The sequence below is a fragment of the Pseudomonas sp. dw_612 genome, assembly GCF_018449725.1.
Taxonomy (GTDB): domain Bacteria; phylum Pseudomonadota; class Gammaproteobacteria; order Pseudomonadales; family Pseudomonadaceae; genus Aquipseudomonas.
The window spans coordinates 132,928-154,230 of record NZ_JAAVVC010000015.1; the positions used below are offsets into that span (position 1 = coordinate 132,928).

The 21,303-nt window shown below is 62.8% G+C and carries 1 protein-coding gene (only partly in view); it reads right to left on the reverse strand.

Translation table 11 applies throughout. The annotated features are described in order from the left end of the window. Positions 1–21,303 carry the 3' portion of a non-ribosomal peptide synthase/polyketide synthase gene (locus HB680_RS21935; protein WP_213940591.1) on the reverse strand. 9,513 nt of this gene lie beyond the right edge of the window, so 21,303 of the gene's 30,816 nt are visible here — the last part of the coding sequence; its start codon lies beyond the right edge, outside the window — the gene reads right to left on this strand; its stop codon occupies positions 1–3.

Here is a 21,303-nt window from a genome sequence, read left to right on the forward strand (position 1 = left end):
CTAGACGTAGTCATTGGCGGCCTCCTCATCGAGGATCGAAAGGCTGTCCTGCCACCAGGCGGCCAGGTTATGTACGTGAGGTGCCTTGAGGATGGTGAAATGGTTGCCCGGACCGTACCAGATACTGAGATTGGGTACATGCTTGCGCCAGCCTTCGATCATGTCTTCCTGCTCGCGTTTGTTACCGGCCGTGTCCAGGGTCGGATCGTCGGCCAGCACCAGGTTCACCGGGCCGTCGTATTGATGCTGCGGTTGATACACCGTGCGCAGCGCCGTACCAAAGGCCCGCGCCGGTCCGTTCATGGAATTGGCCGCAGAACGCTGGGGCAACATGCCGGCGCGGACCATGCCAGCGTGGAGCAAGCGCATCTGCCCGGCATCGTCCTGGGCCGCGAAGGCCGTGGCATCGATCCCCAGCGACTTGCCGGACGCCAGTTGCATCGCCTCGATCAAGCGTTTGAGCACGCCCATTGCGGTATAGGGTTTGCCGACCACGCCGTTGCCGCCCGGTGACTCGCTATCAATCAATGTCAGCGAAGCCACTTCACGGCCATTGGCGCGCAAACGCGCGGCCATCTCGAACACAATCCAGCCGCCGAAGGAGTGCCCGAGCAAATGCACGGGGCCGTCGGGTTGTACCCGGTCGACGGCTTCCAGATAGGCTTCGGCGGCGGTTTCCACCAGGCTGTAAGGCACGGTGGTGCCATCCAGTCCGCGGGGTTGCAAGCCGTGGATCGGCCAGTCCGGGCCAAAGGCATCGGTCAGGCCGATAAACCCGGTCACGCTGTCACCCGCGCCCGGCACACAGAAGATCGGCGCCTGACCGGAGCGCCCGCCCTGAATGGTCAGCAGCGGTTGGTAGTCGGTTTTCGATGACCCGGACGCCGGGCGTGATGCCGCAGCGTGCAGTGCCTCGTCGATGACCCGTGCCAGGGTCTGGATATGCGGCGCCTGCATCATGGTCTGGTGATCGCCCGGTACCGTGACGCACTGTATCTGCGCTTTCGGCAAGACCGCGTCCCAGCCCAGATAACCGTCGTGCTCGGGCGCGTCGTCCTTGCGCTGCTCCGCAATGAACAGGTGCACCGGCGTGCTGACTGGATACACCGTGTAATGAGCCAACGCATGGCCATGAGCGACCTCGCGATCAAGGTATTGCCACAGTTGCGCCGCGCTGTAATCAGCCAGTTCGGCAGGCAGCAGACCTTCGTCGCTGCAATGCTGCACCAGGCCATCAAAGTCGAACTCATTCACCTGCAATCGAGTCAGCTTCGCGAGCACCGATGTCACGTCCGAGTCCTGGGCTTTCCAGAACACCTCGCAACGGTCCAGCAGATGCACTTTGTGCGCATCGACCGGCGACCAGCGTGCCCGGCCCTGATCCACCAACCGTGGCAGGTAAGTGTCGATCAGGCCGAGGAATTCGACCTTCTCGTCCAGGCCAATCAGTTGAATGGCAATCTCGTAGGCCAGCACCCCACCGAACGACCAACCGGCCAAGCGGTACGGCCCTTGCGGTTGCACCGAACGGATGATGCCCAACAGGCGCGTCGCCAGGCATTCCATGGTCTGCAGCTGCTCTTCGCCCCAGGGAATGCCCGGCAAGCCGTAGACCGGGGTGTCTGGATCAATGTGTTTGCCCAGCGCCGGGAAGTAGACGTCGAGGCCACTGAACTCATGCACCAGGAACAGCGGGTTTTTCGTCCCTGCCTCGCGTACCGGCAAAATCCCCGTCGGTGCCGCCGCATCGCTGTCGCGGGCCTCAAGCATCGAGGCCATGGACGCGACACTTTCGTGCTGGAACAACTCGGCCAGGGTAATGCTCAGGCCAGCCTGGGCCATCAGCCCTACCAAGCGGATCGCCAGCAACGAATGGCCGCCCATTTCAAAGAAGTTGTCATGACGGCCGATGCGGTCCAGCTTCAGCACCTCGGCCCACAAACCGGCCAGGGTAGTTTCCACGCCGGCCAACGGCGCTTCGTAATCGCGGCTGGCATAGGCCTCGGCTTCCGGCACTGGCAGTGCGCGGACGTCGACCTTACCGTTGAGCGTCAGCGGCAGCGCCTGCAGTTTCACGAAGGCAGCCGGGATCATGTATTCCGGCAACAGCGATTGCAGTTGCAGACGCAACGTTTCGGCATTGAGGTGTTGACCCCCGGTGTAGTAAGCCACCAGACGCTTGTCGCCCGGGCTGTCCTCCCGCGCCATCACCCAGGCTTCGCGCACGCCATCGCATAGATGCAAACGGGCCTCGATTTCACCGATTTCGATGCGGAAACCGCGGATTTTCACCTGGCCGTCGTTGCGGTCGAGGTACTCGACGCTGCCATCGGGCAACCAGCGCCCGAGGTCGCCGGTGCGGTACAGGCGTGCGCCCGTCTTATCGCTGAAGGGGTCGATGATAAAGCTCTCCTCGGTCAATTCAGGACGATTCAGATAACCCAGGGCCACACCGGCGCCGCCGATATGGATCTCCCCCGCCACCCCGACCGGCACCGGTTGCCCGGCCCGGTTGAGGATGTAGATCCGGGTGTTGGAAATCGGCCGGCCAATGGGAATATTCACCGCGCCGTCCGGCACCGAAGTCACCGTGTGGGTGGTGGCGAACGTGGTGGTTTCGGTCGGGCCGTAGCCATTCACCAGACGCAGGGATGGCGCATGGGCCAACATCCGGCGGAACGACGTCGGGTCAGCCCGCTCACCGCCGCACATCAGGATGCGCAGGCGCGCCAGGGCGTCCGGGATCAGCATTACGTATTGGTTGAACATCGCCGTGGTCAGGAACAGCACCGTCGCGCCCGAGCCCGTTAGTACCTGGGCGAATTGCGTCGGGTTAAGTAGGGCCTCGTGATCAATGACTACGATCCGCCCGCCATTCAGCAGCGCGCCCCAGACTTCCATGGTGCTGGCGTCGAACGCCGGGTTCGAGGCGAACGCCATGCGGTCCTGTTCGCCGAAATCGGCAAAGCTGTTGTTGATCACCAGTCGGCCAATGGCCAGATGCGGCACGATCACGCCTTTCGGTTGGCCGGTGGAACCCGAGGTGTACATGATGTACGCCGGGGTATCGCTGGCCTGGACCGGTGCGGCGGCGGGCATTTCATCCGGCAGCAGCAGTGTGTCCAGATCCACCCGCAACGTGCCTTCGGGCACAACGCGGTCGCTGGTGGTCAGGATCAACGTCGCCGCGCTGTCCTCCAGCATGAAGCGCTGGCGATCCTGCGGTGCATGGTGATCCAGCGGCACATACACGGCGCCGCACTTGAGAATCGCCAGTTCACTGACGATCAGGTCGAACGAACGATTCAACAGAACCGCCACCCGCGCCTGGGGCGTGACACCTTGCCCACGCAGGTAATGCGCCAGGCGATTGGCCCGTGTTTCCAGTTCGCCATAGGTGAGTTGCTGTCCGGCATGTTCGACGGCAATCGCCTCGGGCCGGGCTGCTGCCCGGGCTTCGAACAGGCTGTGCACTGTTTGCTCGTGTGGGTAAACCGCATCGGTGGCATTGAACTCGACCAGCAATTGCTGACGCTCGCTCAACGGCAGGATCGACAGGCTGCGCAGCGGTGCTTGCGGTGTGCGCTCGAGCGCATCGACCAGGCTTTCCAGCGCCGCATGCATGTAATCGCAGACCCGTTTGGCGCCGATCTGCGTCACCACCAACGCGGTGAGCACGAACGGTTCGCCGAGATCATCGACGTTCAGCGACAGTGGATAGTTGCTCCACTCCTCGCCGCCCAACCCTTCGATCCCGCTCCAGGCCGACTGCGCCTCGCTCGTGACTTGGGTGGCGCTGTGTCGATAGTTCAGCAACGCGCTGAACAGCGGCGCCGGTGCGGCCACGCCACTGCAACGTTGCGCGAGGGCCAGCGAGGCGTGTTCGTGTCCCAGCAATGCTGCGAGGCGTGTGTGGGTCGCCTTCACCCCGGCTTTCGCGCCCAGGGTTCCGACATCCACCCGCAACGGCAAGGTGTTGATGAACAGGCCGAGCGCACGATCAGCACCCTCACCGCCCTGCATCCGCCCCATCAGGACGGTGCCAAACACCACATCTTCCTGACCGGACACGCCCGCCACCACTTGCGCCCAGGCCAGGTGATGCAGGCTCGCTGCGCTGACGCCCAACTGCCGGGCCTGCGCTCGCAGACGCCGGCTCAAGCCTTCTTCCACCACCAATTGCGCCTGTTCGACACCGGTGGCGTCACCCTCCACATCGTGCAGACCAAATGGCAAGGTCGGTTCCTTGATGTCGCTGAGCATGTCGCTGAAGAACGCTTCGTGGGCGCTTTCACTCATGCCGAGTCGAGCCTGTGCCACGTAGTTGCGATACGGCACCGCCTCGCCCAATTGCGCTTGCTGGCCCAGCAAGTAGGCCTGCATTTCGTGCTGAATTACCTCCAGCGCGGTGTGGTCGAGGGCGATGTGATGGAACAGCAGCAACGCGACCCAACGCTGATGGGTTTCGTCATAGGCGCAGGCCAGACGCAGCAACGGCGCCTCGCGCACATCGAGGCGGTAGTGGCTCGGATCGAAACGCTCGCGCAGTTGTGCCGCGACGTCGCCCTGTTCCACAACGCACTCTTGCACAATCAATCGTGCTTCACGCAAGACCACTTGCACCGGCTCACGCAATCCTTCCCAGAGTACGGCAGTGCGCAAGATATCGTGGCGACCGATCACGCCTTGCAACGCATCGACGAAGGCATCCAGCCGTTCACGATCCGCGAGGTTGAACAACGCCTGTTGCAGATAGAGATCACCCTGCTGCGCCGCGAGGTGGTGATACAAAATCCCCTCCTGCAACGGCGCCAGTGCGTAGATGTCCTGCACATTCGCCACGCCACCGGGGATTCGCGCAACCACCTGCTCGATTTCATCTTGAGACAGCGTGGTCAGCGGCAGCATGTCCGGGGTGATGCGCTGGCAATCCGGGGTAATGCCGTTGACCGGCACCACGATTTCCATGCCACCACCCACGGCCGCTGCCAGCGCGGCAAGCGTCGGCTGGCCGAACAGCACCCGCACATCTGCGCTCAAACCGGCCTGACGCATGCGTTCGATCAGCGTCACCGCCAGCAGCGAATGACCGCCCAGTTCAAAGAAATGATCGTGGCGACCGACCCGCTCGACCTTGAGCAACTCGGCCCAAAGCTGTGCCAGGGTGGTTTCCACTGGACCTTGTGGTGCCTCATAACCGTGGGTCACCAGCGAATCCAGGTCCGGCGCCGGCAATGCCTTGCGGTCGAGTTTGCCGTTCGGCGTCAGTGGCAATGCGTCGAGGCGCACGTAGGCGGCCGGCACCATGTATTCCGGCAACTGAATGTGCAGGTACGCACGCAAGGCCTGGATGTCCTGGGTTTCGCCTGTGTAATACGCCACCAGACGCTTGTCGCCGGGCTCGTCCTCGCGGGCCAGCACCACCGCTTCCAGCACGGCTGGATGCCCGGTGAGACGCGCTTCGATCTCGCCCAGTTCGATGCGGAAACCGCGAATCTTGACCTGATCGTCGTTGCGGCCCAGGTAGACGATAGTGCCGTCCGCCAGGTAGCGACCGAGATCGCCGGTGCGATACATCCGCGCATTGGCGCTGGCACTGAACGGATCATTAAGGAAGCGTTCGACCGTCAGTTCCGGACGGTGCAGGTAACCGCGAGCGACTTGAACACCACCGATGTAGATCTCTCCTGCTACGCCCAGCGGCACGGGCTGTTGGGAGGCGTCGAGCAGGTAGATTTGTGTATTGGCAACGGGTTTGCCGATTGGCGTGCTGTCCGGCGTTTCGGCACCGGCGCAGTTCCACGCGGTGACATCGACCGCGGCTTCGGTCGGGCCATAGAGGTTATGCAGCTCAGTACCCGGCAATTGCATCTTGAAGCGCCGCACCAACTGACCCGGCAGTGCTTCGCCGCTGCACATGACCCGCACCAGCCCCTTGCAATCGCTGACATCGCCAGCGGCCAGGAACACATCGAGCATCGACGGCACAAAATGCAGCGTGGTGATGCCTTCGGTTTGAATCACTTCGCGCAGGTACGCCGGTTCGCGGTGACCGCCCGGACGCGCCATCACCAACCGCGCGCCGTTGAACAGTGGCCAGAAGAATTCCCAGACCGACACGTCGAAGCTGAACGGGGTCTTTTGCAGCACGCTGTCCGTTGGGGTCAGTTGATATTCGTCCTGCATCCACAACAGACGGTTGACCACCCCGCCGTGTTCGTTCATCACGCCTTTCGGCATGCCGGTCGAGCCCGAGGTGTAGATCACGTAGGCCAGGTTTTGCGAATTCAGGCCTTCAACCACGGGATCGGTACTCGGTTGGGCCGAGAAATCGTCCGCCGCATCCAGCAACATGACCCGCGCCGCTGTTGCAGGCAGACTCGCCTGTAATGAACGCTGGGTCAGGACCACTGCGGGAGCACTGTTTTCCAGCATGTAGGCCAGGCGATCGGCCGGGTAATCCGGATCCAGCGGCACATACGCGGCGCCGGATTTGAGGATGCCCAACAGGCCCGCGACCATTTCCAGGCTGCGATCGACACAGATCGCCACGCGGTCGTCCGGGCGGATGCCCAGTTCGATCAGGCGATGGGCGATCTGGTTGGCGCTGCGGTTCAGTTCGGCGTAAGTCCAGTGACTGTTTTCACTGGTCACGGCGATGGCGTCAGGCCCCTTGGCAACTTGCGCCTCAAACACCCCGTGCAAGGTCAAACCCTGCGGGTACTCGACGGCGGTGCGGTTAAAGGTTTCCAGCAGATGCTGACGTTCTTCGTCTCCCAGCAGCGGAATGTTCGCCAGCACAGTGTGTTCGTCGGCAACCATGGCGCGCAGTACGCATTCCAGGTAGCCGAGGTAACGTTCCATCGTCGCTTGGTCAAACAGCGCGGTGGCGTATTCCAGAGAACCGAACAGTCGGCCACCGATTTCCGCCATGTCCAGCAGCACATCGAACTTCGCGGTGCGGCTGGTCACGCCCAAGCCTTGCAGGCTCATGTCGCCCAGCTCCAGACCGGCGCTTTCGTTGTTCTGCCACGACAACATCGCCTGGAACACCGGGCTGTGGGACAGGCTGCGCACCGGCCGCACCACTTCCACCACTTGTTCGAACGGCAAGTCCTGATGGGCTTGCGCTCCCAGCGTCTGCGCCTTCACTTGTTGCAATAAAGCTTCGACCGTCAGCTCCGCTGACACCTCGACGCGCAGCGCCAGGGTGTTGACGAAGAAACCGATCATGTCTTCGACTTCGGCGCGCATGCGGTTTGCCGCCGGTGTGCCGATGACCACATCACTCTGCCCGGACAAGCGACTCAGTACCGTGGCCCACGCAGCCATGACGGTCATGAACAGCGTGGTGCCCTGGCGTTGGCTCAACGCCTTGAGCTCGCCGGTCAGGGTTTCGTCGAGCGCGAGCCCGACGGCGCTGCCGGAATAGTCTTGTTGCGCCGGACGTGGTCGGTCAGTCGGCAACGTCAACAAGGCCGGCGCACCGGTCAATGCGTGCTGCCAGTAGATTTCCTGGGTGTTCAGCACCTCGCCGGTGAGCCACAGGCGCTGCCAGATCGCGTAGTCGGCGTATTGCACCGACAGTTCCGGCAACGGATCTTCGCCACCGGCGCGGAACGCTTCATACAGCACGCCCAGTTCGCGGGTCAGCACGTCGGCGGACCAGCCGTCCGAGACGATGTGGTGCATGGTCACCAGCAACACATGGTCGTCTTCGGCCATGCGCACCAGACGCCCTCGAATCAACGGGCCACGCTCCAGATCGAACGCCTCGCGCGCTTCTTCCGACGCCATGACCAGCAACTCGGCTTCAGCCTCCGTGTGCCTGGCCAGCGAATGCAATTGCAGGGCGAAACCGCAATCGGCATCGGCAATGCGTTGCTCCGGGTCCCGACCGTGTTCCTGCACGAACGTGGTGCGCAGGGCTTCGTGACGGGCGACGATCCGATTCAAGGCGCGGGTCAGCGCGATGTTGTCCAGTTCGCCGCGCAAACGCAGGCCGGTGGGAATGTGATACGCCGCACTCGCGCCGTCCAGTTGCGCCAGGAACCACAGGCGCTGTTGCGCGAAGGACAGCGGCAAGGCCTGGTCGCGGGACACCGGCACAATGTCGGGCTGAGTGCTGTGTGCGGCTTGCGAGAGGATTTGCGCCAGGGCGATCAGGTTCGGGTAAGCGAAAACGTCGGTCAGGTTCATCTCGACGCCCAGTTGCTGGCGTACTTGTGAGATCAGGCGCATAACCAATAACGAGTGGCCGCCGAGTTCGAAGAAGTGGTCGTGACGACCGACCTCATCGACCTTGAGCAGGTCTTGCCAAATGTGCGCCAGGGCGATTTCTGTCGCGCCTTGCGGCGCTTCGTGGCTGCGGCTGGCGTAGGCGGCGGCGTCTGGGATCGGTAGCGCTTGGCGGTCGAGTTTGCGGTTCGGGGTCAACGGCAGCGCTTCGAGGCTGACGAAAGCGCTCGGCAGCATGTATTCGGCCAACAACGGTGCGAGTTGGGCGCGCAGGTTGGCGGCGATCAGGAGTGTATTGGCTTGCGGGACCACGTACGCGACCAGACGTTTATCGCCCGGCGCGTCTTCGCGAACGATGACGGCGGCTTCCTTCACGCCGGTGCAGTCGCCGAGTCTGGCTTCGATTTCGCCGAGTTCGATGCGGAAACCACGGACCTTGACCTGGAAGTCGTTGCGGCCCTGGTATTCGAGGCCGCCGTCGGGACGGTAGCGCGCCAGGTCGCCGGTTTTGTACATCCTGGCGTTTGGTACGCTGTTGAACGGATCGGCGAGGAAGCGTTCGGCGGTGATTGCGTCGAGATTCAAGTAACCCCGGGCCACGCCGTCGCCGCCGATGTAGATTTCACCCGTCACGCCAAACGGTACTGGCTGAAGGTGCGCGTCGAGCAGATAAATGCGGGTGTTGGCCATCGGTGTGCCGATGCTGGCGTTGCTGTTCAGCGCTTCGAAGGTCACGTAGCTTGCGGTGCAGGACACCGTGGCCTCGGTCGGGCCGTAGGTGTTGACCAGTTGCGTGTGCGACGGACGAATCTGTTCCCACATTTGCAGTTTTTGCGTGGAGAGCGCGTCGCCGGTAACGTTGATCAGGCGCACGTTGCGCAATTGCTCCTGAGCCAGCGCCGGGCTGTAGTGCCACTCGGCAGCCAGGGTATGCCAGTGCGCAGCGGTCAGGTGCAGGAAGGTTGGGCGGATGTCTTCCTGAGAGGTGCCGAAGATGTTGCGGCTTGGCGCGAGGGTCGCGCCGGCAATGAGCGCGGGGAAGATTTCCTCCACCGACAAATCAAAGTTCAGGGTGTTTTGTTGCAGCACGGTGTCCGCTGGGGTCAGGCCAAACAGGCGAATCGCGTCAATCGTGTAGTTGACCAACCCACGGTGTTCGATCATCACGCCTTTTGGCGTGCCGGTGGAGCCGGAGGTGTAGATCACGTAGGCCAGATGGCGCACGCCCAACGACAGGATCACCGGGTTGTCGTCGTAGCCATCGGTGACGCGTTCGGATTTATCGAGCAAGACCACTGGAATGTCGAGGCTCGGCAAGCGATCCTGCAACGCTCGTTGGGTCAGCAAGACCGCCGGGGTGCTGTCGCTGAGCATGTAGGCCAAACGCTCGACGGGATACGCCGGGTCCAGCGGTACATAACCGGCACCAGACTTGAGGATCGCCAACAAACCGACCAGCATCTCCGCGCCACGTTCGACGCAGATTGCCACCCGATCATCCGGGCGAATGCCCAGCCCGATCAGGTGGTGCGCCAACTGGTTAGCCTGGCGGTTCAGCTCGGCGTAACTCATGTGTTCGCCGTCAAACACCACGGCAATGGCGTCTGGCTGAGCGGTGACCTGCGCTTCGAACAACTGATGGATGGTTTTGTCGCGCGGGTACGGCGTGTGAGTGGCATTGAGGTCGCTCAACAGACGCTGGCGTTCGCCGGCATCCAGCAACTCGATCTGATCGACCAGGGCCTGATCGTCCGCCACCATGCCACGCAACACCCGCTCGAAATAACCGAGGAAACGCTGCACGGTGGATTCGTCGAACAGTGCCGTGGCGTATTCCAGACTGCCGAACAGTTGACCCTGAATTTCACCGAGTTCCAGCGACAGGTCGAACTTGGCCACGTGGTTGGCCACGCCCAAACCTTCAAGTTTCAACTCGCCCAGCACCAGTTCAGCGCCACCCGCCGTTTGCCACGACAACATGGCCTGGAACAAAGGACTGTGGGCCAGACTGCGCACCGGGTTCAGCACTTCCACCACTTGTTCGAACGGCAGGTCCTGATGAGCCTGGGCGCCGAGGGTTTGGGCCTTGACCCGCGCGAGCAAGGTTTCGACGTTTGGCGCGCCGGAGACATCGACCCGCACCGCCAGGGTGTTGACGAAGAAACCGATCAAGCCTTCGACTTCGGCACGGGTGCGGTTGGCGACCGGCGAACCGATCACCACTTCATCCTGCCCGGAGAGGCGGCTGAGCAGCGCCGCCCAACCGGCCATCAGCGTCATGTACAGCGTGGTGCCGTGGCGCTGGCTCAGGGTTTTGAGGCCGCTGGTCAAGGCTTCGTCGAAGACCAAAGGAATGGCGGCGCCGGCGTAATGCTGATGAGCCGGACGAGGACGATCAGTCGGCAGCATCAACAGTGCCGGCGCGTCGGCCAGGGTTTGTTGCCAGTAGTTATTCTGGGTTTGCAGCACCTCACCGCTCAACCAGCGACGTTGCCACACGGCGTAGTCGGCGTATTGCACCGTCAGCGCCGGCAGCGGATCGTCCAGACCATGGCGGAACGCTTCATACAATGCCGCCAGTTCGGTGGTCAGCACGCCTATCGACCAGCCGTCGGAGACGATGTGGTGCATGGTCACCAGCAGCACATGGTCCTGCGCATCGAGCCGGATCAGTCGGCCACGAATCAACGGGCCGTGTTCCAGATCGAACAGTTCGACGGCTTCTTCGGCGGCCAACACTTGCAGTTGCGCTTCGGCATCGGCCTGACCGTGCAAATCCTGCTGGCGCAGGGTGAAACCGCAATCCGCCGGGGCGATTCGTTGCAGCGCTTCTTCGCCCTGGGTCTGGACGAAGGTGGTGCGCAGCGCTTCGTGACGGAAGACGATGCGGTCCAGCGCCCGTTGCAGGGCATCAGTATCCAAAGTCCCGCGCAGACGCAGACCGGCCGGCATGTGATACGCCGCGCTGCCACCTTCCATCTGCGCCAGGAACCACAGGCGCTGCTGGGCGAAGGACAGCGGCAGATCTTCCTCGCGGGAAACCGTCACGATCTCCGGCAAGGTGCTGCGGCTGGCCTGGGCCACGGCTTGGGCCAATGCAGCGAGTTCGGGCTGGGCGAACAGGTCGGTCAAGCCGAGTTCCACGCCCAGACGCAAACGCACTTGGGAAATCAGTTGAATCGCCAGCAACGAATGGCCGCCGAGTTCGAAGAACTGATCCTGACGCCCCACCTGCGGCAGGCCGAGCAGGTCTTGCCAGATGTGCGCCAGGGCGATTTCGACTTCACCGATCGGGGCTTCGTAGGTGTGGGTGATGACAGCGGTAGAGTCCGGGGCTGGCAACGCCTTGCGGTCGAGTTTGCCGTTCGGGGTCAAGGGCAAGACGTCGAGGTGCACGTACGCGGCCGGAATCATGTAGTCCGGGAGTTGGGATTGCAGGTGGCGGCGGAGTGCGTCGATGTCGAGGGTTTGCGGCGCGGTGTAGTACGCGACCAGGCGTTTATCGCCCGGCACGTCTTCGCGCGCCAGGACGGCGGTTTCCTGGATATCGGTGTGTTGGGCGAGTTTGGCTTCGATTTCGCCGAGTTCGATGCGGAAGCCGCGGATTTTGACTTGATCGTCGTTGCGGCCGAGGTATTCGATGTTGCCGTCTTTCAGGTAGCGGCCGAGGTCGCCGGTCCGGTACATGCGTCCGTTTGTGCTGAATGGGTCGGTAAGGAAACGTTCCGCAGTCAGGTCGTCACGGTTCAAGTAACCGCGCGCTACGCCGGCGCCGCCGATGTAGATTTCGCCTGGGACGCCCAGCGGCACGGGTTGTTGATGCTCATCCAGCAAGTAGAACTGGGTGTTGGCGACGGGTTTGCCGATGTGGGCGGCAAAACCGTCCTCACGATCCATCGACACCCAACTTGAGTAAGTCGTGGTTTCCGACGGGCCGTAGAGGTTGCACAGGCGCTGCACGCTGGTGTGTTCGAACAGGTTTTCCACGAGACTGCGCTTGAGTGCTTCACCCGCCACGTTGACCGTGTGCACGTTTTCACTCAATCCGCCCGATTCCAGCAAGGCTTTAAGCGCCGAGGGCACGGTGTTGATCAGCGTGATGTCGTGTTGTGGTTCCAACACGTTCTTCACGACCGTGATGCTGCCGCCCGAGGTCAGCGGCGCGAAGCATTCATAGACGGCCAAATCGAAGTTCAGCGAGGTCGAGAACAGGGTTTTGGCCAACGTGGCTTCATCAAATGAACGATGCGCCCAAGTCAGGAAGTTCACGGTGTTGCGATGCTCGATCATCACGCCTTTGGGCAAACCGGTCGAACCCGAGGTGTAGATCACGTAGGCCAGATGCGCCGACGTCAGGCCTTCAATCGAAGGATTGGAGACGGATTTGTCCTGCCAAATGTCGCTATCCAAATCGACGACCGGCATCGAAGCTTCGGTCAACAGTCCGAGGGTCGAGGCCTGCGCCAACACCACAGCCGGCGCGCTGTCCTGCAACATGTAGGCAATTCGATCCAGCGGATACGCCGGATCCAGCGGCACATAACCGCCGCCTGCTTTCAGAATCGCCAGCAACCCAACGACCATGTCAGAAGAACGCTCAACACAAATCGCCACCCGAGAATCCGGCCGCACACCCTGCTCGCGCAGGTAATGCGCCAAGCGGTTCGCCCGCTCATTCAACTCGCGATAGCTCAACTGTTCAAAGCCATGCGCCACCGCCACCGCCTCCGGCGTGCGCTCAACCTGGGCCTCAAACAACCCATGAACCGTCTGATCCAGCGGATACAACGCTTCAGTGGCATTGAACCCGACCAACACCTGCTCCCGCTCCGCCACCGGCATGATCGACAACCCACGCAACGGCGACTCCGGCGCGTGCTCCAGCGCCTCAACCAAGGCACCCAGCGCCGAATGCATATAGTCGCAAACCCGCTGCGCTCCGACCTCGACCACCGCCTGCGCGGTGAGCATAAAGCCCTCGCCCAGATCGTCCACGTTGAGGCACAACGGATAATTGGTCCGCTCTTCCATGCTCAGGGTCTGAATCCCGTGCCAGGCCGAAACCGCCTGATCGGACACCGCTTCCCCGGCGCTGTGCCGGTAGTTGAGCAAGGTGCTGAACAACGGCAACGAACTCGGTACGCCACTGCACCGCTGGGCCAGGGACAGCGAGGCATGCTCGTGCCCGAGCAATGCCGAGAGCTGCACATGGGTCGCCTTGACCCCGGCGCGCGCACCTTGTGCCCCCACGCTTACGCGCAGTGGCAAGGTGTTGATGAACATGCCGAGCGCCCGATCGGCGCCCTCGCCGCCCTGCATCCGGCCCATCAGCACGGTGCCGAACACCACCTCTTCGCGACCCGATACCCGACCGACCACCTGCGCCCAGGCCAAATGCACCAGGCTCGCCGCGCTGACGCCAAGCTGCCGCGCCTGCACTCGCAGACGCAGGGCCAGCGCCGTATCGACCATCTGATGTTGTTCTTCGATACCGCTGCCATCGCCTTGCACGTCCTGCAAACCGAAGGGCAACGTCGGCTCGTCGATGTCGCCGAGCATGTCGCGGAAGAACGCTTCGTGCTGCTCGCGACTCACGCCCAATCGGGCCTGCGCCACGTGATTGCGGTACGGCACGGCCGCGCCGAGTTGCTCCGACTGCCCCAGCAGGTTGGCCTGCATTTCATGCACCACCACTTCAAGGGCGGTGTGGTCCAGGGCCATGTGGTGGAACAGCAACATGCCGACCCAACGGCTATTCGCCGGGTCTTGCGCGTAGGCCAGCCGCATCAACGGTGCCTGGGCGATGTCCAGACGATAGTGACGCGGGTCGAAACGTTCGTGCAGTTGCTGCACCACATCCCCCGCCGCCGGGTCGGTCGCGACTTCCTCGACCACCATTTGCGCCCGACGCCAGACCACTTGCACCGGTGCGGCCAGCCCTTGCCAGACCATGCTGGTGCGCAGGATGTCGTTACGCGACACCACGCTCTGCAAGGCCTGGGCAAACGCGTCCACACGGTCTCGACCGTCAAAACCGAACAACACTTGCAGGACGTACGGGTCACCCTGGGTTGCCGCGAGGTGGTGATACAAAATCCCCTCCTGCAACGGCGCCAGTGCGTAGATGTCCTGCACGTTGGCAACGCCGCCCGGGACGGTGGCGATAATACGGTCGATGGCCTGCTGATCCAGGTCAGCCAGTGGCAGCATGTCTGGGGTGATGCGTTGGCAATCGATTGCAATCCGATTGGCCGGCACCACGACTTCAGTTTGTTCGCCCACGGCAGCGGCGAGCGCGGCCAGGGTCGGTTGGCCAAACAGAACGCGAACATCAGCGGCGAGATCGACCTGACGCATGCGCTCGATCAGCTTCACCGCCAGCAGCGAATGCCCGCCGAGTTCGAAGAAATTGTCATGCCGACCGATCTGTTCGATCTTCAGCAGGTCCTGCCAGATTCCAGCGATGGTGCTTTCGACTTCACCTTGCGGGGCGGCGTATTCGCGGCTGGCGTAGGCTGCCGAATCCGGCGCCGGCAACGCCTTGCGGTCGAGTTTGCCGTTGGTGGTCAGCGGGAACGCGGCCAGCATCACGAAGGCGCTCGGCACCATGTAGTCGGCCAGTGAATTCAGTAATTGCGTGCGCAGATCGGCGGCTGACAACGGCGCATCCTGATCGGCAATCACATAGGCGACGAGGCGCTTGTCGCCCGGTTCATCTTCACGCGCTATGACCACGGCTTCACGCACATGCTCGCAGGCCGCGAGTTTCGCCTCGATTTCACCCAATTCGATACGGAAACCACGGATCTTCACCTGATCATCGTTACGCCCCAGGTATTCCACCGTACCGTCCGCCAGCCAGCGGCCGAGGTCACCGGTGCGATACAACCGCGCCTCGGCACGGCCGCTGAAGGTGTCGGGGATAAAGCGTTCGTTGTTCAGCTCGGGACGGTTCAGGTAGCCCCGCGCCACACCAGCGCCGCCGACGTACATTTCGCCGACCACACCCACTGGCACTGGCTCGCGCTGAGCGTCCAGCACGTACAGTTGCAGATCGGGAATGCGCCCGCCGATCGGGCTGACGCCGACCAATTGCGCATCCGCCGCTGTCAACGGGCGATAAGTGACGTGCACGGTGGTTTCGGTAATGCCGTACATGTTGACCAGTTGCGTTTGCGCGTTTTGCGCACGGGCATACCAGGGTTTGAGAATCCCGGTTTCCAGCGCTTCACCGCCGAAGATCACGTGGCGCAGGCTATGGGCCTTAGCACTCTGGGCGGCGATCAACTGCCGGAACGCGCTCGGCGTCTGGTTCAACACCGTAACGCCCGCCTCGCACAGCAGCGCATAACAATCCGCCGGCGAACGGCTGACCAGTTGCGGCACCACCAACAAGCGGCCGCCGTGGGTCAGCGCACCCCAGATTTCCCAGACCGAGAAGTCGAAGGCGAAGGAATGGAACAACGCCCAGACGTCTTTCGGGCCGAAATCGAACCAGTCTTGAGTCGCCGAAAACAGCCGCGCGACGTTGCGATGCTCAACCATCACGCCTTTCGGCAGGCCGGTCGAACCGGAGGTGTAGATCACGTAGGCCAGATGCGATGAAATCAGGCCCGTCACCAATGGATTGGAGACGGATTTGTCCTGCCAACGGTCGCTATCCAATTCAACAACCGGCACCACAACCGCGTCCAGCAACCACCGAGTGGAGGCTTGAGCCAACACTGCAACCGGCGCGCTGTCTTCCAGCATGTAGGTAATTCGATCCTGCGGATAAGCCGGGTCCAGCGGCACATAACCGGCGCCCGCCTTCAGAATCCCCAGCAAACCAACAATCATCTCCAGACCGCGCTCGACGCAAATCGCTACCCGATCATCCGGGCGAATGCCCAATCCGATGAGGTGATGGGCGACTTGGTTGGCCCGGGCATTGAGTTCGCCGTAAGTCAGCGTCAACGCTTCAAACACCACCGCCACGGCATCCGGCTGTGCCGCCGCCCTGGCTTCAAACAAACCTTGGATTGTGTGGTCACTGGCGTATTCGCCAACCGGCGCGTTCCAGGTGTCCAGCAACTGCAAACGCTCCGCCGCCGGCAGGATTTTCAAGCCATGCAACGGTGCTTGCGGCGCCTGCTCCAGGGCCTGCACCAGATTTTCCAGCACGCATTGCATGTAGCCGCACACCCGCCCGGCGCCAATCTGCGCCGAGGCCATGACGGTCAGGTTGAAGCCTTCACCCAGGTCATCCACCGACAAGGTCAGCGGATAGTTGGTCCGCTCTTCGCCATCCAGCGCCTCGATACCGTCCCAAGCCGCGATGGCTTCACTCGACACGGTTCGTGTGCCGAGGTGACGGTAATTGAGCAACGCACTAAACAGCGGCGTCGGCGCGGTCACGCCGCTGCACCGCTGGGCCAGTACCAACGAGGCATGCTCGTGACCGAGCAATGCGGTCAATCGCGCGTGGGTCGCCTTGATCCCGGCGCGCACGCCTTGGGCCCCGAGGCTGACGCGCAACGGCAAGGTGTTGATGAACATGCCCAGCGCACGGTCGGCGCCTTCACCGCCCTGCATCCGGCCCAACAACACCGTGCCAAACACCACGTCGTCCTTACCCGAAACACTGGCCAACACCTGCGCCCAGGCCAGGTGATAGACGCTCGCGGCGCTCACGCCGAGCTGACGGGCCTGAGCCCGCAGACGTTTGCTCAACACCGCATCCACCACTTGGCGGACTTCTTCGATATCCCGTCCTTCGCCCTGCACATCCTGCAGGCCGAACGGTAATGTCGGCTCGTCGATGTCGCCGAGCATGTCGCGGAAGAACACTTCATGGTCTTCGCGGCTGATACCCAGCCGCGCCTGGGCCACATAGTTGCGGTACGGCACCGAAGTGCCCAACAGTTGCTCCTGACCGAGCATGTGCGCTTCGATTTCGGCGGTGAGCATCCCCAGCGAAGTCGCGTCGTCCACCATGTGATGGAACAGCAGCATGCCGACCCAACGGTTATTCGCCACGTCCTCGGCATAGCCGATGCGCATCATCGGCGCCTGACGAATGTCCAGGCGGTAATGCCGTGGATCGAGGCGTTCGCGCAATTGCTCGACGATTTCGCCGACCGTCGGGTCCAGCACAATCTCGTCCAGCCCCAGTTGCGCCGCACGCCAAACCACTTGCACCGGTTCGTCCAGGCCTTCCCAGACCACGCCCGTGCGCAAAATATCGTGTCGCGACACCACGCCTTGCAGCGCGTTGGCGAAGATGGCCAAACGCTCGCGGCTGTCGAAGGAAAACATCGCATATTGCAGATACGGATCGCCCTTCTCCGCCGCGAGGTGGTGATACAAAATCCCCTCCTGCAACGGCGCCAGGGCGTAGATATCCTGCACATTGGCCACGCCACCGGGGGTCGCCGCCACCACGCGGTCGATTTCGTCCTGAGTCAGCGTCGCCAGCGACAACATGTCCGGGGTGATGCGGGTGCAGCCGTCCGGGATCGCATTGCCCGGCACCACGATTTCGACTGTGCCGCCGACGGCGGCGGCCAGTGCCGCGAGGGTCGGTTGGCCGAACAACACACGCACGTCCGCCGCAAGATCGACCTGACGCATGCGTTCGATCAGTTTCACCGCCAGCAACGAGTGCCCGCCCAGTTCAAAGAAATGATCGTGACGCCCGACCTGCTCCACTTGCAGCAGGTCTTGCCAGATTTTCGCAATGGCGGTTTCGACCTCGCCTTGCGGCGCTTCATAGGCGCGACTCACCACCGAGGACTGGTCCGGCACCGGCAGTGCCTGACGGTCCAGCTTGCCGTTGGTGGTCAGCGGGAATGAGGTGAGCGTCACGAACGCACTCGGCACCATGTAATCGGCCAGTGTTTCGAGAAGTTCGGCGCGCAGTTCGGCGGCCGTCAGTTGCTCGCCTTCCTTGGCAATCACATACGCCACCAGACGCTTGTCGCCGGTGTCCTGACGGGCCAGCACCACGGCTTCGCGCACGCCGTTGCAGGCGGCGAGTTTGGCCTGGATCTCGCCCAGTTCGATGCGGAAACCACGGATCTTCACCTGATCGTCGTTACGACCCAGGTATTCGACGCTGCCGTCCGCCAGCCAGCGGCCAAGGTCGCCGGTGCGGTACATCCGCGCACTCGGGTCGCTGCTGAACGGGTTGCTGAGGAAGCGTTCGGCGGTGAGTTCGTCGCGGTTCAGGTAACCCCGGGCGACACCGGCGCCGCCGACGTACATTTCGCCGATCACGCCGACCGGCACCGGTTCGCGCTGAGCATCGAGCACGTACAGTTGCAAGTCGGGAATGCGTCCGCCAATCGGGCTCACGCCAATCAATTGCGCATCGGCCGCTTCAAGTGCGCGATAGGTCACGTGTACCGTGGTTTCGGTGATGCCGTACATGTTGACCAGTTGCGTGTTCGCATTGGCTTTGCGGGCATACCAGGGTTTGAGAATCCCGGTTTCCAGCGCTTCGCCGCCGAAAATCACCTGGCGCAGGCTGTGGTTCAGGTCGATTTCACCCTGAGCCGCAATCAACTGGCGGAAGGCACTCGGCGTCTGGTTGAGGATGGTCACCCCGGCCTCGCACAACAGTGCATAGCAGTATTGTGGCGAGCGGCTGACCAGTTGCGGCACCACCAGCAACTGGCCGCCGTGGGTCAGCGCGCCCCAGATTTCCCAGACCGAGAAATCGAAGGCGAAGGAGTGGAACAAGGCCCACACGTCCTGCGGGCCGAAGTTGAACCACGGCTGCGTCGCGGAGAACAGTCGCGCGACGTTGCGGTGTTCGATCATCACGCCTTTCGGCAGACCGGTGGAGCCGGAGGTGTAGATCACGTAGGCCAGATGCGCCGAGGTCAGGCCCGGCACGTCAGGGTTGTGTTGTGCGGGCGGCGCTTCGTGGCTGGCTTCGATCAGGTCGAGCAGCAGCGTCGGGATGTTCATTTGCGGCAGCTGATCGCGCAATGGCAGTTGCGTCAACAGCGCCACCGGCGCGCTGTCGTAGAGCATGTAGGCGATGCGCTCGGCCGGGTACGCAGGGTCCAGCGGCACGTAGCCGGCGCCGGACTTGAGGATGCCCAGCAGGCCGACGATCATTTCCAGGCCACGCTCGACGCAGATCGCCACGCGATCATCCGGGCGCACACCCAGAGCGAGCAAACGGTGGGCCATCTGATTGGCGCGGGCGTTGAGTTCGCCGTAGGTCAGGCTCAGGTCTTCATAGACCACAGCCACGGAGTCCGGCTGCGTGGCCGCCCGGGCTTCGAATTGGTGGTGGATCAGCGCGTCATGTTCATAGAAGACGTCGGTGGTGTTCCAGGTTTCAAGCAACTGCTGACGCTCGGCGGCGGGCAGCACAGTCAGATCTTGCAGCAGCGTGTGCGGCGCGGTTTCCAGCGCGACGACCAGGTTGTCCAGCGCGACTTGCATGTAGGCGCAAATGCGCTCGGCGCCGATGGCTTGGGCGACCAGCGCCGTGAGGTAGAAGGCTTCACCCGCGTCATCGACGTTCAGGGTCAACGGGTAATTGGTGCGCTCGTCACCGCCCAGCGCCGAGATCCCTTGCCACGCGGACAAGGCTTCCTCGGTGACTTCGCCGGAACTGTGTCGGTAGTTGAGCAACGCGCTGAACAGCGGCGTCGGTGCGGTCACGCCGCTGCAACGCTGAGCCAATGCCAATGAAGCGTGTTCGTGACCGAGCAACGCGGTCAGCCGCGCGTGGGTCGCCTTGACCCCGGCTTTCACGCCTTGGGCACCGACATCGACCCGCAGCGGCAAGGTGTTGATGAACATCCCCAGCGCCCGGTCCGCGCCATCGCCGGCTTGCAAACGGCCCAGCAATACGGTGCCGAACACCGCATCCTGTTTGCCGGACACCTTACCCAGCACCTGCGCCCAGGCCAGGTGCACCAGGCTGGCGGCACTCACACCGAGCTGCCGCGCCTGGGCCCGCAGGCGTTTGGACAGCCCCAGATCCACAGGCTGGCGCGCCTCGTCGATGCCATGCCCGTCGCCCTGCACATCCTGCAGGCCGAACGGTAGTGTCGGCTCGTCGACGTCGCTGAGCATCTCGCGGAAAAACGCCTCGTGATCATCGGCGCTCAAACCGAATTTCGCCTGGGCCACATAGTTGCGGTACGGCATCGCCTCGCCCAACTGGTCGTCCTGACCCAGCAGGTGCAGCTGCATCTCGTGCTGCATCACGTCCAGCGCGGTGTGGTCCAGCGCCAAGTGGTGGAACAGCAGGATTGCGACCCAGCGGTTTTGCACAGCATCGTGGGTGTAAGCCAGGTGCATCAGTGGCGCGTGGCGCAGGTCGAGACGGTAATGGCGGGCATCGAAACGGCTACCCAGTTGTGTGGAGATATCGCCGATGGCCGGGTCGAGTTCGATGTATTCCGGGGTCAGCAGGACGTCGCGCCACACCACTTGCACCGGTTCATCGAGGCCTTCCCAGACCACGGAGGTGCGCAGAATGTCGTGACGACCGATCACCACCTGCAAGGCCTGAACGAAGGCGTCGAAACGCTCGCGGCTGTCGAAGGCGAATTGCGTTTGCAGCACGTACGGGTCGCCCTGCTCGGCGGCGAGGTGGTGATAGAGAATGCCTTCCTGCAACGGCGCCAGCGGATAGATGTCCTGCACATTGCGCGAACCGCCGGGCACCGTCGCGACGATGCGGTCGATGGTGTCCTGGGTCAGGGTGGCGAGCGGCAGCAAGTCCGGGGTGATGTGTTCGCAGTTCAGCGCAATCAGGTTGGCTGGAACCGTTATTTCCTTGCCGCTGCCGACTGCCGCGGCCAGTGCGGCCAGGGTCGGCTGGCTGAACAGCACGCGCACATCGGCGCTCAAATCGGCCTGACGCATGCGCTCGATCAGCGTGACCGCCAGCAGCGAGTGGCCGCCGAGTTCAAAGAAGTGGTCATGACGCCCGACGCGTTCGACCTTGAGCACTTCAGACCACAGGCGTGCGAGGGTTTCCTCGACCTCACCCTGTGGCGCTTCGTATTCACGGCTGGCGTAGGCATCGGCGTCCGGGGTTGGCAATGCGCGACG